The following is a 22,566-nucleotide window of genomic DNA, read 5'->3' on the forward strand; positions in this document are numbered from 1 at the left end:
CAAGACATCCTCAAGATCATTGCTTCGCCGCAGCATCCGGGATCATGATGGCCCGCAGTGCTGTCCTCCGACTCCTCCCCCTAGGAGTTCACATGCGAATAAGGAAGCCGACGGTAGCCGTACTCTCCACATTGCTCGTCGCCGCGCTCGGCGCCGTCACCGCCCCGTCGGTGGCGCTGGGCCAGCCGATCTCGGCGGTGCCGGGCACCACGGCAGCCGAACCGCACCAGGTGACCGGACTCACCGTCACCCCGGCCGACGGGTACGCCACCGTCGCCTGGACGCCGGTCCCCGACGCCACGGACTACCAGATCGAACGCACCCCGGTCGACGCCGCCGGCGTCGCCACCGGTCCAGGAGTGATCACCGGCATCTGGCGACCGAACCGCCAGGTCGACAACGAGTCGCCGACCTTCGCCGACGCCGGCTTCGACCCCGGTCTGCGGTTCCAGTGGCGGGTACGGGCCCGGATCGGCACCGAGGAGCAGCCCTACTCCGCACCGGTCACCGGCACCACGCTGCCGCCCTGGGGCGACCCGGCCGTGCCGGGCGAGAGCCTGCGCACCCAGTGGGAGACCACCAAGGCCGCGCAGTACACCGGCGACGTCGACGAGTACGCCTACACCGCCGAGATCGACAGGCTCAGCGACCGGGTCCGGGTGGTGGAGCTCGGCCGTACGGTGCTGGGCCGGCCGATCAACATGTTCGTGATCGGGTATCCCACCCCGCCGGCCACCCCGGCGGCGGTCGCCGCGACCTCGCCGCTGGCGATCAACTGCAACGTGCACGGCAACGAGCCCGGCGACCGCGAAGCCTGCCTGGTGCTCGCCCGCAAGCTGGCGTTCGGCCGGGACGCCCGCACCCTCGACCTGCTGAGGCACACCACCGTGCTGATCGTGCCGACGATCAACGGCGACGGCCGGGCCGCCAACACCCGGGGCAACTCGACCGGGCAGGACCTCAACCGCGACTACTCGCTGATCCGGCAGCCGGAGACCACCGCGTACGTGAAGATGCTCCGCGACTACCGGCCGGTCGCCGGCTACGACGGGCACGAGTACGGCAACTCCCAGGCAGGCGACCTGCCGATGCTGCCACCCCGGCACCAGAACGTGGCGCAGCAGATCTTCGACACGTCGCTGGACATGATCGAGGGCCACATGTACGTCGAGGGCGCGAAGGACGGCTGGTGGGCCTGCCCGTACGGCTGCCAGGGCGGCAGCGGCGTCGGGCTGGGCGAGGAGACGATCCTGCGCAACACCCTCGGGTTGAAGAACACGGTCAACTCGCTGCTGGAGCTGCGCAGCTCCGGCGGGCAGACCCGGCCGGACGAGGGAAACTCGGCCAACAACCGGCGGCGCAAGACCTACTCGGCGCTCTGGACGTTCAGCCAGTTCCTCGACTACCACCGGGCCAAGCTGCCGGCGATCACGAGGGCCCGGAGCGAGGCGATCGAGTTCCAGGCATCGAACACCGGCCGGCTGGTCTTCCGGGGCTCCCGGCCGATCCCGCAGCATCCGGCGCCACACCCGGGCGAGGCGGGACCCCGCGACGACCTGCCGGTGCCGGAGATGATCCTGGACGACGCGCCGTGTGCGTACCGGCTCACCGAGGAGCAGTATCACGGCGCCCGCACCGACGGGCCGGGCGGGACCGGCGCGACGGTCGCGCAGCGGATCGCCGCGCACGGTTGGAAGGTGGTCCGGGGCGCCGAGGGGTACTACGTACCGCTGGCCCAGCCGGAGCGGGGCCTGATCCCGCTACTGCTGGACGCCCAGGGTGCAGAGGAGTTGGTCGGCGGCGAGCGGGTCTACCCGACCCGTACCGGGCGGCACAACGGCCCGCTGACCATCTCGGGCTTCGCCTGCCTCTCGGACGCGACGGTGAACGGCCCGGTCACCGTCCGGCCCGGCGCCATCCTCGTGGCGACCGGCACGACGATCAGCGGTCCGGTCAGCGCGGCCGGTGCCGCCGGCGTCTTCCTCGCCGACAGCACGGTGCGCGGCCCGGTCTCGGTCACCGGCACCACCGGCGCGGTCTCGCTGATCGACAACACGGTCTCGGGCCCGGTCTCGCTGGCGGCGAACGCCACCGGCAGCGGCCCGGCGCTGGTCGCCGGCAACGCGGTGAGCGGCCCGCTGAGCTGCGTGGTCAACAGCCCGGCACCGACCAACCTCGAGGTCGCCAACTCGGTGACGGGCCCGAAGGCGGGCCAGTGCGCGGCGCTGTGATGCGCGGCGACTAGTCGGTCACACCATTCGCCGTAGCGGCGGGCGGGTCGCCGACGCCCCGCCCGCCGCTACGGTCCCGCCGTCGCCCCGTCCCCGCGATCATCCGTCCCCGCTCATCTGTGGCGCAGCCGGCCCATCCGTCGCCCATCCGTCGCGAAGCCGCCTATCCGTCGCGAAGCCGCCCATCCGTCGCGAAGCCGCCTATCGTCGCGAAGCCGCCTATCCGTCGCGAAGCCGCCCATCCGTCGCGAAGCCGCCCATCCGTCATGGAGCCGCATCCGTCGCGAAGCCGCCCATCCGTGTGGAGCCGCCCGTCGCGAAGCCGCCCGTCCGTCCTGGAGCCGCTCAGCTGTCGTGGAGGTTGTCGTGTCCGAGCAGTCCATTCCGTTCCCGGCGCCCACCGCTGCCGGTCCACCGGCCGCCGGCCGGGCCGGCCGGAGCCGGCTCCGGGTCGCGTTGCTGGTCGCCACGACCGCGCTGCTGGCCTCCACCGCCGCCGGCTGCACCGGCGAGGCAGCGGGCCAGCAGGGCGCTCCGGCGGCGGGCTCCGGCGAGGCCGCCGGCTCCGGTGATGCGGCGAACTCCGGCGTGACCGGTCCACTCTGCGCCGCGCTGCCCTCCGGCACCGATCCCGGCAACCCGGCGGCGCTCGCCGGTCAGCCCGCCGACGTGGCGTTGCGGTGGATACCCGTGCTGACCCGCTTCGAGGCGGCGGTACGCGCGGCCGACATCTCGGCCGAGCTGCGCTCCCCCGCCGGAGTGACCATCCTGGCCCCGACCGACGACGCGTTCACCCGGAAGTTCTCCGAGGAGAACCTCGACGACCTGCTGATCCACCGCCGGGACGAGCTGCGTGCCCTGCTCCGGGCGCACCTGGTGGCCGGGGCGCACCCGCTGGCCGAGTTGGTCGCCACCGGCTCCATCCGCACACTCGACGGCAGCGCGGTCACGGTCGGCGCGGCCGGGCCGATGGCCCGCTTCGGCGACCAGGTGCAGAGCGTCTGTGCCGACTACCGGGTCGCGGGCGGGCGGATCCACATCGTCAACGGTGTACTCGGCAACCTGCCGACCACCGCCGATCCGCACGCCGACTCCGGCCACTGAGCGCCCCGGGCCACCGATCGTCGACGAGCCCACCGATCGGCGCAGACCGGCGCAGATTGGCCGCAGACCGGCGCAGACCGGCGCAGACCGGATCAGGCAGGGGGCCTGTCGGCCAGGACGGTGTCCAGCGGGGCCTCCTGGCCGTACCGGTGGGCCACGGCGAAGCCGCTCCCGCCGCCGGAGGTCCAGAGCTGCCACACCGGGGCGTCCAACTGCGCGCGCAGGGCCCGCTCGGTCGCCTCGGTGTCCGCCCGCTCGCACGCCGGCACCGGAGCGCCGATCTCCGTACGGATCCGGTCGGCCGCACCGAGCAGCCAGGCGCCGCGAACCGGATCACCCTCCTGCCGGGCCACCTCGGCCAGGGCCTCCAGCACACTGGCGGTACGCCACCGGTCGCCGACCTGCCGGTGCGCGGCGAGGCTGAGCCTCAGGTGCCGGGCGGCCCGCCGGATGTGCCCGCCGCGCAGTTCGACCAGGCCGCGCAGGTTGTGCGCCCAGCCGACCCCCTCCGGGAAACCCATTGTGGAGTATCGCCGCAGCGCCACGTCCAGCAGCGACGACGCCCGGTCGATGTCACCCCGGTAGAGCGCGACCGCGCCGAGGTTCATCAGCGCACTTGCCGCCGCCAGCACGTCGCCCAGCCGCTCGTGCCGGCGCAGGCTCGCCCACAACCGCGAGTCGGCCCGGTCCAGGTCCCCGGAGAGCCAGGCAGTGAAGCCGCGCAGCTCGGTGGTCTGTGCCTCGCCCCACTCGTCGGCGCAGTCGGCGAAGATGGCGCCGGCCGCGGCCAGGTGACGGGCGGACTCGGCGTAGCGGGCCTGCTCCCGCGCCACCGAACCGAGAATCTGCTCCACCTGCCCCTCAACCTGCCGGTTTCCGGTGACCTGGCAGGCGGCCCGGGCCAGCTCCGCGTGCCGGATCGCCGCCGGATAGTCGCAGACCAGCATCGCCAGCATGGCGGCACCGATGCCGGCCCGGGAACGCAGCCCGGCCGGAGCGTCCGGATGCCGGGCCAGCGCCCCGGCCAGCCAGTCGTGCCCCTCGCGGTAGTTTCCCTCCAGCCGGCAGTACATTGCCAGCGCGGCGGCGAGCCGCAGGTCACCGTAGGCAGGGCCGGCGGCACCCGCCTCGGCCAGCCAGGCCATCGCGGACCGCAGGTTGGGCTCCTCGGCGCGCAGCCGGGCCAGCCACCCGTCCCGGTCGGCGCCGCGCAGCCGGGCATCGGCCCGCTGGGCCAGGGTCAGGCAGTACGCCGCCAGCGCGTGCCGGGTGGTCGACTCGGCACCGGAGCCGACCAGCCGGGCCAACGCGTGCCGCCGGATCGGTTCCAGCATCCGGTAGCGAACCCGCCCGTCCCCGACCGACCCGCTCGACCCCGCCAGCCCGCCAGACCCCGCCAGCCCGCCAGACCCCGCCAGCCCGCCAGACCCGGCCAGCCCGCCCGACCCGGCCGGGTCCGACGCCCCGATCCCCGCGTCCACAGACTCTCCGGACGCGGCGTCCTCCCCGGACGCGGCGTCGGGTAGCGGTTCCACCAGGGACGCCTCGACGAGCGCGACGAGCGCGCCCGGTGCGGTTGGTCCGCCGATCGCGCGCGCCACCTCGGCGTCGAAGCCGCCCGCACAGATCGAGAGCCGGTCGAACAGCCGGCAGGCGTCGGCGTCCAGCAGGGCCAGGCTGGACTCCACCGCGACCGTCACGTTGCGGTGCCGGTCCGGCGGCCTCGGATCCGGGTTGCGGAGCAGCCCCAGGTCGATCGTCAACCGTGCGATGATCTCGTCGACCGTGAGCATCGGGGTACGCGCCGCAGCCAGCTCGATCGCCAGCGGCAGCCCGTCCAGGTCGGCGCAGAGCCGGACGACCGCGTCGGCGCTGCTCTCCGGCAGCGGGCGGCCGGAGAACTCGCGGGCCCGTTCGAGAAAGAGTCGGGTCGCCGGATGTGCGGCCAGTGCGGCGAGGCTGTGCCCGGCCTCCCCCTCCGGTACGGCGAGCGCCGGCACCCGGATCCGCGACTCGGCGGGCAACCGCAGCGGTACCCGGCTGGTCGCCAGCACGCGCAACTCCGGGCAGTGTGACAGCAGCCGGTCCACCAGCTCGGCGCAGCCGGCGACCAGGTGTTCGCAGTTATCGAGCACGAGCAGTGCCCGGACCGGGCCGAGGTCGGCGGCGAGCGCCTCGACGGTGTCCCGCCCCACGTCCGGTACGCCGAGCGCGGCGGCCACCGCCTGCGGCACCCGTACCGGGCTCTCCACGGCGGTCAGGTCGACGAACCAGACCTGCCGGTCGGAGAATGCCCCGGCCACGGCGACGGCCAGCCGGGTCTTGCCCGACCCACCCGGACCGGTGAGCGTCACCAGGCGCTGCTCGGCCAGCCGGGCGGCGACGACGCCGAGCAGCTCGTCGCGGCCGAGCAGGGCGGTGAGCGGGACCGGAAGCCGGGCGGCCGAGCGTGGCCGGGGCACCGGCGGATCGGGAGTGATCTCCGGCGTGGACGCCGGCCGGTGACCGCTCACCCAGTCCTCGGGCAGTTCGCCGACCTGCACCGCATCGGCGAGTACGCACACCCGGCCGGCCGGCTCGACGCCCAACTGCTCCAGGAAGACCTCCCGGGCCCGCCGTTGGACCTCGGCGACGGCCCGGCGCCCCCGGTCGAGATAGGAGGCGACGAGCAGCAGCTCCCACAGGCGGGCCCGCAGTGGGTGGACCGCCAGCGCCCCGGTCAGCTCGGCGACCCCGGCCCGGCCCACCTTGGCGGCGCTGGCCCCGGCGGCCACCACGGCCCGGTCGGCAACCGGACCACCGGCGGCACGGTGCGCCGCCACGGCGAGCCGTAGCGCGCATTCCCAGCGGTCCTCGAAGGCGTCGATCCGGGCCTGCCGCAGCCGGCCCAGTTCGACGGCTGCCCAGCCGGACGGGCAGAGCCGGTAGGTGTCGTCCGCCTCGTCGGCGCCGGTCGGGCCGGCCGGTTCGGGCCAGATCGCCAGCGCGTCCTGGAAGAGTCGGCCGGCGACGTGCAGGTCGCCGGAGGCCATCCGGCGGCGGGCCTGCGCGAGCATCTGGACGAACCGGGAGGCGTCGATCCGGCTGCTCGCCATCCGCAGCAGGTAACCGGCGGAGTGGATCTCCAGCGTGCCCGGCGAACCACACTCGGCCAATGCGTGGGCCAGCAGCGCCGCCGGCCGCTCCAGAGGGCGGCCGGCGGTCCGGGACAGCGCGTCGGCACCGGCGAGCGCGGCCAGCAGCTCCGCATCCGGGACGGGCCGGTTGGGTCGCAGCGCCAGCAGCCCGAGCAGCGGACCGGATCCGCCCGGCAGGGCGACCGGCCCTCCGGGGCCGATCAGCCGCACCTGCCCGAGCAGCCGTACCTCGCCCGGGGCGTCCGGCCGCCTCTCCGTCCTGGCCTGCTGATCAGGCACGCTGTGCCGCAACTGGGAGCCCTCACCTTCGCTCCCGGGTAGTGTGCGCGACGCGACGCGGGGCGGGGCATCCTCCCGACCGGTCGGTTAGCCGACGAACCGGAGGGTCCGGCGCGACCCGCTCGGGCAGCGGTCCGCTTCGATTCGGAGATCGTCGGGTCAACCGGGTCCGGCTCCACAACCGATGATCCGGCGCCGGTCATCCGGCGGCCGATCCCCCGTCGATCACTCCGGTGGCCGCCACTGGGCCGCCGCACTGGCCGCGCTCCCCAGCAGCCGAGGGGTGATCGTGCCGAGGGCGGCGTCCCGGGCGCGCAGCGCCAGCCGTCCCCGGGCCTGCAACACCGCCGACATCCGGCGGGTCTGCCGGACCACGGTCACGGTCCGGGGCCGGCGGAGCCGGCTGTACGACTCGACCGCCTCGCGCAGCGGCACGCCGGGGATCGCCTCACGGACCAGCGAGCGCAGCGTGGCGGCGTCCTCGAGCGCGAGGCAGGCGCCCTGGCCCAGGTGGTGCGGCATGGCGTGCGCGGAGTCGCCGAGCAGCACCACCCCACCGGTGCCGGCCGGGAAGCCGTAGCTGCGGGGCAGCGGGCGTAGCTCGCGTACCTCCTGCTGGACCAGGTCCTCCGGCTCGGTGGCGGCGAGCAGGTCACCGATCGGGGCCGGCCAGTTCGCGAACCAGCGGCGGAGCAGGCCGAGTTGGGTGGCCGGCGACTCCGGGCGGGACGCGCCGGCCGCCGTCGCCACCCAGTAGATCCCGCCCCGGGTGGAGGCACCCGACGAGCCGCGGTCGCCGAGCGAGACCGCGACGAACCGGTAACCGGCGCCGAGCGTCTCGCCGTCGACCGGACGGTCGGGCGGCAACTGTGGTGCGCGGTACCAGGGGATCACCGCCCGCCACGCGGCGCAGCCGGAGCTGACCACGGCCGCCTCCGGCGCCAGCCGGCGGCGTACCGCGCTGTCGATGCCGTCGGCGGCGACCACCAGGTCGGCCTCGTAGCTGCCGCGTCCGTCGCCGACGGCAGGGCGGTCGCCGTCGGCGAACCGGACGGTGCGGACCTCGAAGCCCGTCCGGATCTCCACCCGGTCGCCGAGGCCGGCGACCAGCGCGTCGTGCAGGTCCTCCCGGTGTACGACGACCGGCGCGCGTTCGGCGAGCCCGGGGCGGGGCTGCACCAGCCAGTGCCCGTCGGGGCGCCGGACGCCGACGTCCGGCAGCGGAGTCGCGATCGCCGCCAGTCCGTCGCCGAGGCCGAGGGCGCGCAGTGCGCGTACGCCGTTGGGCCAGAGCACCAGCGCGGTCCGGTCGGCGCGTACCCGGTCGTCCCGTTCCAGCAGGGTCACCTGCCAACCGGAGCGGGCCAGCGCACCCGCGGTCGCCAACCCGCCGATCCCGGCACCCACCACCACGGCCGTACGCATCGGGTCGGCTCCTCCGCTCAACGGTCCCGGTCGGCGGTCCCTGGCACGACACCGGCGTCGGCCGGATCCGTGCCGGCGTCGGCTGCCGGCTGTCCGGCGGTCGCGGCCGACCGCGCGCCGGCCTCCCCGCCGTCGCCGACACGGTCCGCCCCGACACCGTCCGCCCCCGGCTGCCCGGAGTCGGCGTCGGGCCCTGCCGGCTCGGCGTCGGGCCCTGCCGGCTCGGCGTCGGGCCCTGCGGAGTCGGCGTCGGGCTGACCGGTCGAGCCCGGTTCCGCCGTCCCGCTGTCAACCCGGTCATCGAGCTCACTGTCGAGCCGGTCATCGAGCTGGTCGTCGAGCCGGTCATCGAGTTGGTCGTCGAGCCGGTCATCGAGCCGGTCATCGAGCTGGTCGTCGAGCTCACCATCCGGCCGGTCGTCCGGCGGGAGCTCGCCGGTGGCCTGGAAGCGCCGGAACTCCTCCTCGGTCACCACCCGGTAGGCGCTGGGCGCGCCGACGGCGGCCGGCTCCCGGGAGACGTCGACCTGGGAGACGTCGCTGGTGGCGGCACCCTCGACGGGCGGTGCGGTCGCGCCGCCGACCGGTACGAGGTACTCCTGCGGGCCGCGCACCCGCACGAAGTAGACAAGCGCGCCGAGGAAGACCACGGCGGCCGTCCAGACGTTGAGCCGGGCCCCGAGGATCTCGTTCGCCTCGTCCGTGCGCATCATCTCGATCCAGAACCGTCCGGCGGTGTAGCCCATCACGTAGAGGGCGAACGCCCGGCCCCGACCGAGCTTCAGCCGCCGGTCCAGGAAGAAGACCAGGCCGGCGACACCGACGTTCCAGATCGCCTCGTAGAGGAAGGTCGGGTGGTAGAGGCCCGGTTCGAGCACCGGGTTGCCGCTGTCGTCGCGCAGCGCGTGCCCGGGATTCGTCGGGTCCATCCGGTGGATCTCCAGACCCCATGGCAGCGTGGTCTGCCCGCCGTACAGCTCGTTGTTGAACCAGTTGCCGACCCGCCCGACGGCCTGGGCCAGCGGCAGGCCGGGGGCGAGGGCGTCGGCGACCACGGTCAGCGGCAGGCCGAGCTGCCGGGCGGCGAGCCAGGCGCCGACGGCACCACCCGCGACCGCGCCCCAGATGCCGAGACCGCCCTCCCAGATGTAGAACGCCCTGACCGGATCACCGCCCTCGCCGAAGTAGCCGGCCGGAGAGCTGATCACGTGGTAGATCCGGGCGCCTACGATGCCGAACGGGACCGCCCAGACGGCGATGTCCAGCACCGCCCAGGGCGCGACACCGCGGCGGCGCAGCCGCAGCTCGGTCACCACGCAGGCGACCACGATGCCGAGCACGATGCAGAGTGCGTACGCCCGGATCGGCACCGGTCCGAGCTGCCAGACGGCGGTGGCGGGACTCGGCAGGGCCGCCTGAGGAGAGAGCGAGGCGAGGGTCACGGATGCACAGGCTACCGTCGTCCCCCCCGCGAGCGGCACCCCGGCCCGGGGTGAAAGGAAGGGCCCCTTCTTATCGCTTTTTGCATAAGAAGGGGCCCTTCCTAACCGTTCAGCGGGAGATGGCGCGGACTCCCCCGGCAAGTTCGCTGCTCAGGGCGCCGAGCGCGGAGAGCCCGGCCGCCTCGTCGGGGGCGTCCAGCAGGCAGCGGATCAGGGCGCTGCCGACGATGACGCCGTCGGCGTACCGGCCGACCTCGGCGGCCTGCGCGCCCGTGCCGACCCCCAGCCCCACCCCGACCGGCAGCCCGCTGACCGCCCGGACCCGGCCGACCAGCGTCGGCGCGGCGTCCGAGGTCTTCTCCCGGGCCCCGGTAACCCCCATCAGGGCGGTGGCGTAGACGAAGCCCCGGCAGTGGGCCAGGGTCAGCGCCAGCCGCCGATCGGTGGAGGAGGGCGCGACCAGGAACGTCCGGTCCAGCCCGTACGCGTCAGAGGCGGCCAGCCACTCGCCGGCCTCCTCCGGGATCAGGTCCGGGGTGATCAGGCCGGTGCCGCCGGCGGCGGCGAGGTCCCGGGCGAAGGCGTCGACGCCGTAGCGCTCGACAGGGCTCCAGTAGGTCATCGTGACCACCGGTGCGCCGGTCGACGCCACCGCCTCGATGGCCCGCAGCGTGTCGGCGGTGCGTACGCCCCCGGCCAGCGCGATGTCGCTGGCCCGCTGGATGACGGGCCCGTCCATGACCGGGTCGGAGTACGGGATCTCGACCTCGATCACGTCGACCCCGGCGTCGACCATGGCCCGCATCGCGGCGATGCTGCCGTCCACGGTCGGAAACCCGGCCGGCATGCAGCCGATCAGCAGCGCCCGCCCCTCGGCCCGGGCCTTCTCGAAGGCGACGGCGATGCTCCGGTCGGAGCCGGCCGCACCGCCGCCCGCCGGAGCGGCCCCGCTGCTGCCGGCGGAAGCAGCCCCGCCGCCCGCCGGAGCAGCCCCGCTGCTCGGGTCGGTGGTGGCAGCCCCGCTGCTCGGGTCGGTGGTGGCGGTCATCTCGCTCACCTCCGCTGCTCGTCGAGGATGCCGAAATACTCCCCGGCGGTGTGTACGTCCTTGTCGCCCCGGCCGGAGAGGTTGACCACGATGGTCGGCTCGCGGCCCAGCTCGGCGGCGAGCTCAGGGATGATCTTCAGTGTGCCGGCGAGCGCGTGTGCGCTCTCGATCGCCGGGATGATCCCCTCGGTCCGGCAGAGCAGCTGGAACGCCTCCATCGCCTCCGCGTCGGTGACCGGGGCGTACCGGGCCCTGCCGGCGTCGTGCAGCCAGGCGTGCTCGGGGCCGACCCCGGGATAGTCCAGCCCGGCCGAGATCGAGTGCGACTCGACGGTCTGCCCGTCGGCGTCCTGGAGCACGTAGGTGCGGGCACCGTGCAGCACCCCGGAGGAGCCGCCGGTGATGCTCGCCGCGTGCCGTCCGGTGTCGATCCCGTCGCCGCCGGCCTCGAAGCCGTAGAGCCGGACCCCGTCGTCGGGGACGAAGGCGTGGAAGATGCCGAGCGCGTTGGAGCCGCCGCCGACGCAGGCGGTGACCGCGTCCGGCAGCGCCCCGGTCAGCTCCAGGCACTGCTGCCGGGCCTCCACCCCGATGCCCCGGACGAACTCCCGGACCATCGCCGGGAAGGGGTGCGGGCCGGCGGTGGTGCCGATCAGGTAGTGCGTCCGGTCGACGTTGGCGACCCAGTCCCGCAGCGCCTCGTTCATCGCGTCCTTGAGGGTGCGGGAGCCGGCGGTGACCGGGACGACGGTCGCGCCGAGCATCCGCATCCGGGCGACGTTCAGGGCCTGCCGCTGGGTGTCCAGCTCGCCCATGTAGACCACGCACTCCAGGTCGAGGTACGCGGCAGCCGTCGCGCTCGCCACCCCGTGCTGTCCGGCGCCGGTCTCGGCGATCACCCGGGGCTTGCCCATCCGCTTGGTGAGCAGTGCCTGGCCGAGCACGTTGCGGATCTTGTGCGCGCCGGTGTGGTTGAGGTCCTCACGCTTGAGCAGGATCCGGGCCCCGACCCGGGCGGAGAGCCGCTCGGCCCGGTAGAGCAGGGACGGCACGTCGGCGTACTCGCGCAGCAGCGCCGTGAACTCGGTCTGGAAGGAGTCGTCGGTCAGCGCCTTCCGGTACGCCACGTCCAGCTCGTCGAGCGCGGCCACCAGGGCCTCGGGGACGAAGCGGCCGCCGTATCGGCCGAAGTGTCCGGCGCCGTCGGGCAGCAACGCCTCGCCGCCCTGCGGGACGGGGCCGGTGGGCCCGCTCATCGGACCGGCCTCGGCGTGGCGGGGTGGTTACCGGCGTTGACCAGCTCGGCCACTGCCTCGCGAGGGCTCTTCTGGGTGACCAGCCCCTCGCCGACCAGGACGGCGTCGGCGCCGGCCGAGGCGTACCGGATGAGGTCGTGCGGGCCGCGCACGCCGGACTCGGCGATCTTGACGACTTTGTTCGGCAGTCCGGGCGCGATCCGCTCGAAGACCGACCGGTCGACCTCAAGGGTACGGAGGTTACGGGCGTTCACCCCGATCACCCGGGCACCGGCTTCCAGGGCGCGGTCCGCCTCCTCCTCGTCGTGCACCTCGACCAGAGCGGTCATGCCCAGCGACTCGATCCGCTCCAGGAGGCCGACCAGCACGTTCTGCTCCAGGGCGGCGACGATCAACAGCACCAGGTCGGCGCCGTGCGCCCGGGCCTCGTGCACCTGGTAGCTGGAGACGACGAAGTCCTTGCGGAGCACGGGGATGTCCACCGCGCTCCGGACCGCCGCCAGATCGTCGAGCGACCCGCCGAACCAGCGCCCCTCGGTGAGTACGCTGATGCAGCGCGCCCCGCCGGCGGCGTAGTCACCGGCCAGGTCGGCCGGGTCGGCGATCTCGGCGAGCTGCCCCTTGGACGGTGAGGAGCGCTTCACCTCGGCGATCACCCCCACGCCCGGGCGGCGCAGTGCCGCGTACGCGTCCCGGGGCGGCGCGGCGGCCGCCGCGAGTTCCTTGATCTGCTCCAGCGGGACCTGTTCTTGCCGGCGTGCGATGTCCTCGCGGACCCCTGCGAGGATCTCGTCGAGCACATTGGTGGACGACGCCGATCCGGCTCCGTCCTCCGCCGCGTGCGGATGCTCAGCAGTCACCAACGGACTCCCCTCTCCGGGTGTCATGGGCCGATGCTAGGCGCCGCCACGGGGCGGACGCCGCCGGGGGTATGGCCTGCTTCACGAGATGGGCTGGGGCATAATGGCCGCCCCTGTGAGCGAAATGTCACAGTGCGCCATCGAAAGATCGGCCCCGGGGCCGCCCGGTCCGGGGGCGTAGCGGCGGCAGGCCGCGGCAGGCGGGTGCCGGCTTCCACGAGGCGGCCGGCGGCTGTGACGAGGATCAAGGAAGCCCGATGCGACGCACCGGGTTGTCTCCGTTGGTGAACCGGCCAGGAGGCGAACCGTCGATCCGGGGTTACCGACCGGAAACACCAGGTGGGCACCATCAACGTCGGGCACACTGGTCGCGGGGCCCCCGCCGACCAGTCGGATCGACTTCCGTGCGGGGAAAGACATGAGCGCTGCGAAGCCTGGCTCGAGCATCGGCCTGACCAACATCCCCCGGGCCGTACTCTCCGTTGCGGCCGGCGTGGTCCACAACGTGGAACGGGTGGTGGTCGGCGACGCCCGGGTCCGTACCGCCCGGGGCAACGCCTGGGAGGCGATCTGCGCCGACCGGGATCGCGCGCACCGGCGCGACGAGATCCGTGCCCTGGTGGCAACGCTCACCGCCCCGCCGGCAGCCACGCTCGCAGCACCGGCGGCATCGGGTACGCCCGCGGCACACGCAGCGTCGGCGGCACACGCACGACCGGTGGCCTCCGTGCGGCCGGTGTCGGCCGGGAATGCCGAGGCCGTCACCATGACGGGCACCACCACCATGACGGGCCCAGTCACCACGACCGGCGCCAGCACCACGACCGGCGCCATCGCCACAACCGGCACCACCGCCACAACCGGCACCACCGCCACAACCGGCACCACCGCCACAACCGGCACCACAACCGGCACCACCGCCACAACCGGCACCACGACCGGCACCATCGCGCCGACCGGCTCGGCCGCCCGGGGCGGTGCGGGCCGACGGGGCCGCGCCGTCGGCGTCGATCGGCGATCGGGGTCGGCCAGCGACGTCGCGACGCGACCCGGATCGACCGTCCGACGGCAGCCGGTCCGCTGATCCCCCGGGACCGCCGCTGACCGATCGATCTCCGGATCCGCCGCCGACCGACGCGTCCGTTGGCGAACCACTCCGAGACCGCAGCCGAGTGACGCGCCCGGCCGCAGATCACCCGGCCGCCGCAGATCACCCGGCCGCCGCAGATCACCCGGCCGCCGCTGACCGTCCGGATCGTCCTGGGTCGGCTGCGGACCCGCAGCCGGTCAGCCGGCCGTCGGGTCCTCGCCCCGGTCCAGCGCGTCCCAGGCGGCGGTCGTGTGCCGGCCGTCGAGCCGGCCGTCGGTGGCGGGCCGGCCGGCTGCTCCGGTGTCGGCTGTCGTGCCGTCCCGGCCCGCACCGGCCCGATGCCCCCGCTCGTAGCGGGCGCCCATCACCGGCCAGCCACCGCCCCGGACGGCGGTGAATCCACCGGCCGTGGCGGCCAGCAGGCCACCGAGTACGCAGAGCAGCGGCCAGCCGGCACGTACGTCACCGCCGGTGCCGAATCCGCCGTACGCGGCACCGAACGCTATTCCCGCACCGATCACCGCCAGCACTCCGCCGACCAGCCGACGCCCCGCCCCCCGGGCGGCGAGCACGGCCCCGGCTGCGGCGAGGCCGACCAGGGCCAGTGCCGGAAGCCAGGGCAGCAGATCCGACCCGCTCCGGGTCAGCCGATCCGGTGGCAACGGTGCCGGTCGGGCGGTCAGTTCGACCGACCAGGTCCGGGTCGCCGCGAAGACCGCCAGGCCGGCGCCGAGCAGGCAGAGCAGCACGGCGTACGCCAACTCCCGCCGGCCCGTCGCCGGAGTCGGAACTGCCACCGGCCCTTCCTCGGTCCTCACCGGGCCGGCCGCAGGGTCTCGGCCGCCGCGATCGCGGCCAGGACGGCGGCCGCCTTGCTGCGGGTCTCCCGGTCCTCGGCCGCAGGGTCGGAGTCGGCGACGATGCCGGCGCCGGCCTGCACGTACGCCCGCCCGCGCCGGATCAGCGCGGTCCGGATCGCGATCGCCATGTCGAGGTCACCACCGAAGCCGAAGTAGCCGACCGTCCCGCCGTACAGCCCGCGGCGGGTCGGTTCCAGTTCCTCGATGATCTCCATCGCCCGTACCTTGGGTGCGCCGGAGAGCGTTCCGGCCGGAAACGTGGCCGCCAGCGCGTCGAACGCGGTCCGGTCGTCGCGCAGCGTCCCCACCACTGTCGAGACGATGTGCATCACGTGGCTGTACCGCTCGATGGTGGCGAACTCCGGCACCTCGACCGTGCCCGGCCGGCAGACCCGGCCAAGGTCGTTGCGGCCCAGATCGACCAGCATCACGTGCTCGGCCCGTTCCTTCGGGTCGGTGATCAGCTCGGTGGCCAGCCGGCCGTCCTCGGCCGGGCTGTTCCCCCGGGGCCGGGTGCCGGCGATCGGGTGCAGCATCGCCCGCCGCTGACCGTCGTCGCCGGTGGTGACCTTCAGGTGTGCCTCGGGGGACGATCCGACGATGTCGAAGTCGTCGAAGCGGAGCAGATACATGTACGGGCTCGGGTTGGTGGTCCGCAGCACCCGATAGACGTCGAGCGGGTCGGCCCGGGTGTCCCGCTCGAAGCGCTGGGCCAGCACGATCTGGAAGCACTCGCCGGCCCGGATCGCCTCCTTCGCCGCCTCGACCGCCTTCGGGTACTCCCCCTCGGCCGTCCGGCAGACCACCTCGCCCGGTGAGGGCCGGTCGACGGTTGCGATCATCGGTGGGATCGGCCGGGAGAGCGCGCTGGTCATCGCGTCCAGCCGGCCGACCGCCTGGTGGTACGCCGCCGTCACCCGGGCATCCCGGTCCGCCGCCAGCCGGGTCTCCCGCTCCGCTGTCGGGCGGGTGTCCTGGCCCGCCGTGAGCCCGGTGTCCCCGTCCGCGGTCTCGTCGCCGCCGATGTCGGAGCCGTCGGGCAGAGCCGGCAGGAGCGCGTTCGCCACCAGGATGGCGGAGCCGTCGAAGTGGTCCAGCACGACCAGGTCGGTGGCGAGCATCATGCCCAGCTCGGGCAGGCGCAGGTCGTCCTCGGTCAGTGACGGGAGCCGCTCGATCCGCCGCACGATGTCGTAGCCGAGGTAGCCCACCATCCCGCCGGAGAGCGGCGGCAGCGGCCCGTGTTCCGGGCCGACCGGGCCGACCGGGCCGACCGGGCCGGCGGCGGCAGGACCGGTCAGCGCGGCGACGGTCGCCCGCAGCACCCCCACCGGGTCGCCTCCGCTCGGCACCCCGGCCGGGGGTACGCCGAGCCAGTGCGCCCGACCGTCCCGCTCGACCAGCGTGGCACTGCTGCGTACGCCGATGAAGGAGTAGCGCGACCAGGCGATCCCGGCCGCGCCGGCGCCCTGTTCCGCGGACTCGAGCAGGAAGGTCCCGGGGCCGCCGGCCAGCTTGCGGTAGACCCCGACCGGGGTCTCCCCGTCTGCGAGCAGCCGACGGACCACCGGCACCACCCGCCGGGTCCGGGCCAGTTCCCGGAAGGTCGCCTCGTCCGGGCTCACCGCTCCGGTCGTCATCGGCTCACCGCCCCGGTCGCAGCGTCACGGCCGCCTCCGGCCGTGTCTCGGTCAGGTCCTCCGGCCGTGTCTCGGTCACATCCTCCGGCCGCGTCTCGGTCACGTCGACGGCCCGGCGGAGTCGGGAGCCGCCCCGGGAGCCGCCCCGGGAGCCGCCCCGGTGACCGGGAGCGGGTCGGAGAAGCAGGTCCAGTCACCGGTGTGACAGGCGGCGCCCACCTGGTCGACGCTGACCAGCACGGCGTCGCCGTCGCAGTCGAGCGCGACCGAGCGGACGTACTGGTGGTGGCCGGAGGTCTCGCCCTTTACCCAGTATTCCTGGCGGCTGCGCGACCAGTAGGTGGCCCGGCCGGTGGTGAGGGTCCGGTGCAGCGCCTCGTCGTCCATCCAGGCCATCATCAGCACGTCACCGGAGTCGTCTGCCCGGACCACCGCGGCGACGAGTCCGTCGGGGTTGCGGCGCAGCCGCGCGGCGACCGCCGGGTCGAGGGCCGAGGGCCGCGCGGGGCCGGGCGCGGTCGCCGGGGAGAGATCGGGTACGGGCATAGTTCCCGATTGTTTCGCACGTGGGACGGGAACCGCCCACCCCTCCCCGCTCCCGTCCCGCACAGTGGCCCACGTCACGCCGTCGCGCCCCCGGGTAGATCTCTCCGGGTCCGCCGCCACCTGGCCGCCCACCGGCCCTCGCGTCCCGGACCGGCCGGCGGTCTGCTGCCGGCTGGCCGGTTCGCCCCGGTCCGGACAGGCCGGTTGGCTGACGGCCCGGTCCGGACAGGCCGGTTGACTGACGGCCCGGTCCGAATGGGCCAGTTGGCTGACGTACCGGTCCAGCCGACCGTCGTCGAGGGCTGCGGCGAGGTCGGTGCCGACCACCCTGGCCAGCTCCTCGGCGTACGGGCGGGCCAACGCCACCGTGCCGGCCACCAGCCGGTGCGCGGCGGCGTGCAGCCGGGGCAGGGTGTCAGGGTGCAGCCCCAGACAGGTGAGCATGTCGTCGCGGTAGCCGTCCGGCGCGACCGGCAGCTCCAGTACGGCGGCCAGGGCGTCCCGCCGGCTGGCGACGGTGACCTCCGGGTTCGCCAGCCGGAGTACCGACGGGCACCGCCGGGCCAGTTCGGCCGCGGCGAGCCGGGCGTCGTACTCGGCGCCGATCGCGCACGCTCCGCCGACCTTGCCGAGCGCGGCGACCAGTTCCTCCAGATCGGGGTCGGCCGGCCGCTGGCGGATCTCGGTCACCTCGACCGACGCCCGCCAGTCGTTGTGTGCCCAGAGTAACCGTGCGGGCGCGGCGACCGGCAGCCCGAAGGACCATTCGGCGGGCCGGTCGAGCCGGGCGAGCCAGGATCGGACGTCCCGTACGGCGACGGACAGGTGGGTGAGCCGATTGCCTCCCTCCACCAGATACGCCGGGTACGCGGCATATGGCGCCCCGCTGACCAGGACATCGATGTCCACGTCGCTGTACGGGGTGGCGGCGCCCCGGGCATAGCTGCCACGCAGCAGCACGGCCACCACGGGCGGGCCGGGCATCTGGCGCAGCCGGTCCGTCCAGGCGTCGAAAAACCCGGGCTGCAGTAACGGACCGTGATCCACGGCGCCATCGTGCCGCAGCTCCGATCATGACGCAACGCCCGATCGCGCGTCGCATGGGCGTTTCGTCCGTTATTTACCGAGAAATCGCATTGACGGTGCCGGGTACCGTTCACCCGCCGCCGCCCCGACCGGCATCGCGGCGGAGAGCCGGGCCACCTGATCGCCGGTGAGCTGCAGGTCGGCGGCGGCGGCGTTCTCCTCCAGGTAGCGGACCCGCTTGGTCCCGGGGATCGGCAGCACGTCCTCGCCCTGGGCGAGCAGCCAGGCCAGCGCCGCCTGGGCCGGCGTACAGCCGATCTCGGCGGCCACCGCACCGACCCGGGCCACCAACTCCAGGTTGGGACCGAGGTTCTCCTCGGCGAACCGGGGTGCCCGGCTCCGGAAGTCGTCGGTGCCGAGTTGCTCCCGACCACTGATCGTCCCGGTCAGCAGCCCACGCCCCACCGGTGAGTACGCCACCAGCGCCACACCCAGCTCCCGGCAGGTCGCCAGCATCTCCCGCTCGACGTCCCGGGTGAAGAGCGAGTACTCCATCTGCACCGCCGCCACCGGATGGACGACGTGCGCCGCCCGCAGCGTCGCCGGGCTGACCTCGGAGAGCCCGATGAACCGGACCTTCCCGTCGACGACGAGTTCCGCCATCGCTCCGACGGTCTCCTCGATCGGCGTCTCCGGGTCGCGCCGGTGCAGGTAGTAGAGATCGATGGTCTCCACCCCGAGCCGGACCAGCGAGGCGTCGCAGGCCGCGCGGGCCCAGGCCGCGCTGCTGTCGACGTACACCCCTGGGGCGCTGGTGTCGTTGCCCCCGCCGCGGAACCGGTTGCCGAACTTGGTCGCCAGGAACACCTCGGCGCGGCGCTTGCGGACGACCGGGCCGAGCAGTTCCTCGTTGTGCCCCCGGCCGTACATGTCGGCGGTGTCCAGGTGGTTGACGCCCAGGTCGAGGGCGCGGTGCAGGGTACGCACGGACTCCTCGTCGTCCCTGGTCCCGTACGCCATGCTCATTCCCATACAGCCGAGCCCGACCGCCGAGACCGCCGGTCCGATCGCTCCGAGCCTGCGCTCACGCATCACCGCACTCCGTCCACCCGTCCGTTCCGTCAGCACACCCGGGCGTTCCGCCGCCCACCCGTGCGTCCCATGGTCCACCCCGCCCCCGCCGGTCTACTACCCGACCGCCGGGCACCGGGAAACGAGGGGGTGATTGTCAGGCGGTCCCGACGTGGACTAGCGTTGATTTCAACAGCCGTTGAATTTATCGAAGGAGGGGTCCATGGAGACGGCGATCGAGGTCCGCGACCTCGTCGTGCGGCGCGGAAAGCGGCCGGTCCTGCACGGCGTCAGCTGCACCGTCCCCCGCGGCACCGTCACCGGCCTGCTCGGCCCGAGCGGCAGCGGCAAGACGACTCTGCTCCGGGCCATCGTGGGCGTGCAGGTCGTCGCCGAGGGCTCGGTCACCGTGCTCGGCCAGCCGGCGGGGGTGCGCGGGCTGCGGCACCGCGTCGGCTATCTGACCCAGTCGCCGAGCGTCTACCCGGACCTGACCGTCCGGGAGAACACCCGGTATTTCGGCCGGCTCTACGCCCTGGGCCGGCACGACGCCGACCGGGCCGTCGCCGATGTCGGCCTGGCCGACGCCGCCGACCAACTCGTCGGGACCCTCTCCGGTGGCCAGCGCAGCCGGGCCTCACTCGCCTGTGCACTCGTCGGGCGCCCCGAGGTGGTGATCCTGGACGAACCGACCGTCGGCCAGGATCCGGTGCTCCGGGCCGAGCTGTGGGACAGGTTCCACGGGATGGCCGCTGAGGGCACCACGCTGCTCGTCTCCAGCCACGTCATGGACGAGGCAGCCCGATGCGATCGACTGATGCTGATCCGGGAGGGCCGGCTGATCGCCGACGACACCCTGCCGGCGGTACGTGCGGCGGCCGGCACCGACGACCTGGAGGAGGCGTTCCTGCGCCTCATCCGGGCGAACGCCCGGGACGGCACCGCCGCCGGGCCCGCCGGGACGACCGACGCGTCGTTCCGGACGATCGACGGATCGGCTCCGACGGCCGACGGATCGGCTCCGACGATCGACGGACCGGCCCCGACGGCCGACGGATTGGCTCCGACGGCCGACGGATTGGCTCCGACGGCCGACGGGGGGTCCGGGCGATGAACCCACGGATCCTCCTCGCCACCACCGGTCGCATCCTCCGCCAACTGCGACACGACCGGCGCACCGTGGCGATGCTGCTGGTGGTGCCGACGCTGCTGCTGGCGCTGCTCTACTACATGTTCGGCGACCAACCGTCGCCTCCGGGGCAGCCGGGCATGTTCGACCGGATCGCACTGGTCATGCTCGGCATCTTCCCCTTCGTCATCATGTTCCTCGTCACCAGCATCGCGATGCTGCGCGAGCGCACCTCCGGCACGCTCGAACGGCTGCTCACCACCCCGGCCGGCAAACTCGACCTGCTCTTCGGCTACGGGCTCGCGTTCGGGCTGGCCGCCGCGGTCCAGGCGGGGATCGCGGCCGGGGCGGCGTACTGGCTCTTCGGCCTCTCCACCGCCGGCAACGCCGGGCTGGTGGTGCTGATCGCGGTGCTGGACGCCGTGCTGGGGGTGGCGCTGGGCCTGTTCTGCAGTGCCTTCGCCCAGACCGAGTTCCAGGCCGTACAGTTCATGCCGGTCGTGGTGATCCCGCAGATCCTGCTCTGCGGTCTGTTCGTCGTCCGCGACCAGATGGCCGGCTGGCTACAGGCGATCAGCGACGCGCTGCCCCTGTCGTACGCGGTCGAGGCCCTGCAACAGGTCGGCGCGCACGCCGAGCCGACCGGCACGATGTGGCGGGACGTGACGGTGGTCGCGGCGGCGGTGGTGGTGGCCCTGGTGCTCGCCGCGGCGACGCTGCGGCGGCGCACCGGCTGACGGCCGGCGCCAGCGGCGACGGTCGCCGCGCCGGCCGGGTGCCCCGGATCCGGGGCCCCGCTGGCGGCGCGTGGGAACGAGTACGAGGACGGCGATGGCACGACGGAGCGGACGGCGGCCGGGTAATCCCGACACCCGGCAGGCGATCCTCAGTGCCGCCCGGGAGGCGTTCGCCGAACGCGGCTTCGACCACGCCTCGATCCGAGCGATCGCGACGAGCGCCGGCGTCGATCCGGCCCTGATCCACCACTACTTCGGCACCAAGGACGGGCTCTTCATGGCCACCATCGACATCCCGATCGACCCGCAGGAGCTGCTGCCGCAGGTCGTCGCCGGCGGGCTGGACGGGGTTGGTGAACGGCTGGTCCGGACCTTCCTGCGGGTCTGGGACTCCCCCGCCGGCACGGCCGGCGTCGCGCTGTTCCGGTCCGCGATGAACAACGAGTGGACCGCGCGCCTGCTCCGCGAGTTCATGGAGACCCAGGTACTCCGCCGGGCGACCGGGATGCTCGAGATCGACCCGGCCGAGGCGCCGCTCCGCTCGTCGCTGGTCGCCACCCAGATGGCCGGAATGGTGCTCGTCCGCTACATCCTGCGGCTGGAGCCGCTCGCCTCGGCCCCAGCGGACGTCGTGGTCGCGGCCGTCGGCCCGACCGTGCAGCGCTACCTCGCCGGGGACCTGGCCGGACTCGCCGACCGGCGGTGAGTTCGGCGGAACACCGGTGGCCGGCCGTGCCCCACCGGCCTGACCCGCGGCAGCCGTCGCCGGGTGTCGTACGGCTACCGTTCCAACCACGCCTGGTCGGGTGAGCCGGCGGCCGGCCATCCCTGCTCCGCCGCACCGGCGGCCGGCCGCTGCGCGCCGGTCGGGCTGGCAGCGACGGTCGGCCAGCCCGGCTCGGAATGCTGCGGGTGGTGCCGCCGCCGGCAGAGGACCGGGTGCAGCAGCTCGGCCAGCTCGGCCTGGTTGGCGAGCGGACGGGGGAAGGCGAGCCGGGCCCGGCAGCGGGTGCTGCGGCCGCCGAGCGCCACCACCATGCCGTACCGGTCGAGCCGGACCACCCGGGGCGGCGGCTCGTCCGGGCCGGCCGGCGGCACGATGTCGCCGAGTTGGCGCCGGAGGAACGCGGCGATCTCCGGTCCGTGGTGGTCCGCGAGGTCGGCGAGCAGGTCCCGCTCCATCGGATGCAGCGGGTCCGGCTCGGCCGCCGCGTATTCGGCCGGTTCGACGTCCAGCACCGTGCCGGCGCGTTCCAGCCGGATCTCCACCGGCTCGAAGCGGTAGAGCGTGAAGCACCCGCCGACGTCCAGCAGGTCGCCGGTCGGCACCACGTCGGCGAAGTCGACCGCCGCCCGCCGCGCCTCGGCACCGGAGAGCGGTTCCGGCCAGCCGGAGATCCAGACCCGGCCGAGCGGGGGTGCCCCGGCGCCCGGCGGCAGGTCGCGTACGTCCAGCACCAGCGCGGTGGCCCGGCCCGCCCCGGTGGGCCGGAGCGCGGCGGCCAGGTCGCTGACGATCGAGACGAGCAGCAGCATCCGGCCGGACGGGTCGGTGGCATGCCGGACCTGGTGCGGGCCGGGCCGGTACGCGACCTGGGCGGTGCCGGCGAGCCGGCCGGCGGCCAGGGTACGGGCCACCTCCGCGGGGCTGGGCTGCATGACGTCGACCTCCAGCAGAAGTTAGC

Annotated in this window: 14 protein-coding genes and 4 pseudogenes; 6 read left to right on the forward strand and 12 right to left on the reverse strand. The window is 74.1% G+C overall.

Annotated elements, in window-relative coordinates:
- Window positions 1-92 precede the first annotated feature (92 nt).
- Both ACN27G_RS19725 and ACN27G_RS19730 read left to right on the forward strand, forming a co-directional pair.
- Window positions 93-2,231, forward strand: coding sequence for a M14 family zinc carboxypeptidase (locus tag ACN27G_RS19725; RefSeq protein WP_421494260.1), 2,139 nt, complete (start codon window positions 93-95; stop codon window positions 2,229-2,231).
- Window positions 2,232-2,597: 366 nt separating this feature from the next.
- Window positions 2,598-3,335, forward strand: a complete 738-nt coding sequence (locus tag ACN27G_RS19730; protein ID WP_421494261.1) for a fasciclin domain-containing protein — start codon at window positions 2,598-2,600, stop codon at window positions 3,333-3,335.
- A 92-nt stretch (window positions 3,336-3,427) separates the two neighbouring features.
- On the opposite strand, the gene ACN27G_RS19735 is transcribed toward ACN27G_RS19730, so the two are convergent.
- The 6 genes and pseudogenes from ACN27G_RS19735 to trpC all read right to left on the reverse strand — a co-directional run bounded on the left by ACN27G_RS19735 (window position 3,428) and on the right by trpC (window position 12,722).
- Window positions 3,428-6,751 (reverse strand): ATP-binding protein, encoded by a 3,324-nt coding sequence (locus tag ACN27G_RS19735; protein WP_421494262.1) that lies wholly within the window; start codon window positions 6,749-6,751, stop codon window positions 3,428-3,430.
- A 225-nt stretch (window positions 6,752-6,976) separates the two neighbouring features.
- On the reverse strand, window positions 6,977-8,176 hold the full coding sequence (locus tag ACN27G_RS19740; RefSeq protein WP_421494263.1) for an FAD-dependent oxidoreductase: 1,200 nt from the start codon (window positions 8,174-8,176) through the stop codon (window positions 6,977-6,979).
- A 377-nt stretch (window positions 8,177-8,553) separates the two neighbouring features.
- Window positions 8,554-9,618 (reverse strand): annotated as a pseudogene (lgt, locus tag ACN27G_RS19745) (prolipoprotein diacylglyceryl transferase); the annotation flags it as partial.
- Window positions 9,619-9,727: 109 nt separating this feature from the next.
- Complete coding sequence (gene trpA, locus ACN27G_RS19750) at window positions 9,728-10,666, reverse strand: tryptophan synthase subunit alpha (protein ID WP_421494264.1); 939 nt, start codon at window positions 10,664-10,666, stop codon at window positions 9,728-9,730.
- A gap of 5 nt (window positions 10,667-10,671) precedes the next feature.
- The gene (trpB, locus tag ACN27G_RS19755; protein ID WP_421494265.1) at window positions 10,672-11,922 is read right to left on the reverse strand and encodes a tryptophan synthase subunit beta; all 1,251 of its coding nucleotides are present in this window, start codon (window positions 11,920-11,922) and stop codon (window positions 10,672-10,674) included.
- On the reverse strand, window positions 11,919-12,722 hold the full coding sequence (trpC, locus tag ACN27G_RS19760; protein WP_421497389.1) for an indole-3-glycerol phosphate synthase TrpC: 804 nt from the start codon (window positions 12,720-12,722) through the stop codon (window positions 11,919-11,921). The genes trpB and trpC overlap by 4 nt, the downstream gene beginning before the upstream one ends.
- Before the next feature lie 478 nt (window positions 12,723-13,200).
- Here trpC and ACN27G_RS19765 point away from each other — a divergent pair.
- Window positions 13,201-13,431 (forward strand): annotated as a pseudogene (locus ACN27G_RS19765) (hypothetical protein); the annotation flags it as partial.
- A 638-nt stretch (window positions 13,432-14,069) separates the two neighbouring features.
- Here the strand turns inward: ACN27G_RS19765 and ACN27G_RS19770 are convergent.
- The 5 genes and pseudogenes from ACN27G_RS19770 to ACN27G_RS19790 all read right to left on the reverse strand — a co-directional run bounded on the left by ACN27G_RS19770 (window position 14,070) and on the right by ACN27G_RS19790 (window position 19,036).
- Window positions 14,070-14,669, reverse strand: a complete 600-nt coding sequence (locus ACN27G_RS19770) for a Trp biosynthesis-associated membrane protein (protein ID WP_421494266.1) — start codon at window positions 14,667-14,669, stop codon at window positions 14,070-14,072.
- A 17-nt stretch (window positions 14,670-14,686) separates the two neighbouring features.
- Window positions 14,687-16,372, reverse strand: coding sequence for an anthranilate synthase component I (locus tag ACN27G_RS19775; RefSeq protein WP_421494267.1), 1,686 nt, complete (start codon window positions 16,370-16,372; stop codon window positions 14,687-14,689).
- Window positions 16,373-16,471: 99 nt separating this feature from the next.
- Complete coding sequence (gene hisI / locus ACN27G_RS19780) at window positions 16,472-16,918, reverse strand: phosphoribosyl-AMP cyclohydrolase (RefSeq protein WP_421497390.1); 447 nt, start codon at window positions 16,916-16,918, stop codon at window positions 16,472-16,474.
- Between the two features lie 360 nt (window positions 16,919-17,278).
- A pseudogene (locus tag ACN27G_RS19785) lies at window positions 17,279-17,902 on the reverse strand (nucleotidyltransferase domain-containing protein); the annotation flags it as partial.
- 132 nt (window positions 17,903-18,034) lie between these two features.
- Window positions 18,035-19,036 carry an aldo/keto reductase gene (locus ACN27G_RS19790; protein ID WP_421494268.1) on the reverse strand — a complete coding sequence of 334 codons (1,002 nt, stop codon included), beginning with the start codon at window positions 19,034-19,036 and terminating at the stop codon, window positions 18,035-18,037.
- 202 nt (window positions 19,037-19,238) lie between these two features.
- Between ACN27G_RS19790 and ACN27G_RS19795 the strand changes: the two are divergent.
- The 3 genes and pseudogenes from ACN27G_RS19795 to ACN27G_RS19805 all read left to right on the forward strand — a co-directional run.
- A pseudogene (locus ACN27G_RS19795) lies at window positions 19,239-19,952 on the forward strand (ABC transporter ATP-binding protein); the annotation flags it as partial.
- A 173-nt stretch (window positions 19,953-20,125) separates the two neighbouring features.
- Entirely contained in the window at window positions 20,126-20,881 is a 756-nt protein-coding gene (locus tag ACN27G_RS19800; protein WP_421494269.1) for an ABC transporter permease, read from the forward strand.
- 94 nt (window positions 20,882-20,975) lie between these two features.
- Window positions 20,976-21,587: a TetR family transcriptional regulator gene (locus ACN27G_RS19805; RefSeq protein WP_421494270.1), complete on the forward strand. Its 612-nt coding sequence runs from the start codon at window positions 20,976-20,978 to the stop codon at window positions 21,585-21,587.
- Between the two features lie 74 nt (window positions 21,588-21,661).
- Here the strand turns inward: ACN27G_RS19805 and ACN27G_RS19810 are convergent, their stop codons facing one another.
- Window positions 21,662-22,540: a DUF2470 domain-containing protein gene (locus tag ACN27G_RS19810; RefSeq protein WP_421494271.1), complete on the reverse strand. Its 879-nt coding sequence runs from the start codon at window positions 22,538-22,540 to the stop codon at window positions 21,662-21,664.
- Window positions 22,541-22,566 lie beyond the last annotated feature (26 nt).

Source organism: Plantactinospora sp. WMMB334 (assembly GCF_049179095.1).
Taxonomy (GTDB): domain Bacteria; phylum Actinomycetota; class Actinomycetes; order Mycobacteriales; family Micromonosporaceae; genus Plantactinospora.

What these genes read in the sequence shown, in the direction of transcription:
- hisI (WP_421497390.1), bottom strand. Translation starts at nt 16,918, where the DNA reads ATGCCCGTACCCGATCTCTCCCCGGCGACCGCGCCCGGCCCCGCGCGG.
- ACN27G_RS19790 (WP_421494268.1), bottom strand. Translation starts at nt 19,036, where the DNA reads ATGCGTGAGCGCAGGCTCGGAGCGATCGGACCGGCGGTCTCGGCGGTC.
- trpB (WP_421494265.1), bottom strand. Translation starts at nt 11,922, where the DNA reads ATGAGCGGGCCCACCGGCCCCGTCCCGCAGGGCGGCGAGGCGTTGCTG.
- ACN27G_RS19775 (WP_421494267.1), bottom strand. Translation starts at nt 16,372, where the DNA reads ATGACGACCGGAGCGGTGAGCCCGGACGAGGCGACCTTCCGGGAACTG.
- ACN27G_RS19805 (WP_421494270.1), top strand. Translation starts at nt 20,976, where the DNA reads ATGGCACGACGGAGCGGACGGCGGCCGGGTAATCCCGACACCCGGCAG.
- ACN27G_RS19725 (WP_421494260.1), top strand. Translation starts at nt 93, where the DNA reads ATGCGAATAAGGAAGCCGACGGTAGCCGTACTCTCCACATTGCTCGTC.
- ACN27G_RS19810 (WP_421494271.1), bottom strand. Translation starts at nt 22,540, where the DNA reads ATGCAGCCCAGCCCCGCGGAGGTGGCCCGTACCCTGGCCGCCGGCCGG.
- ACN27G_RS19740 (WP_421494263.1), bottom strand. Translation starts at nt 8,176, where the DNA reads ATGCGTACGGCCGTGGTGGTGGGTGCCGGGATCGGCGGGTTGGCGACC.
- trpA (WP_421494264.1), bottom strand. Translation starts at nt 10,666, where the DNA reads ATGACCGCCACCACCGACCCGAGCAGCGGGGCTGCCACCACCGACCCG.
- ACN27G_RS19800 (WP_421494269.1), top strand. Translation starts at nt 20,126, where the DNA reads ATGAACCCACGGATCCTCCTCGCCACCACCGGTCGCATCCTCCGCCAA.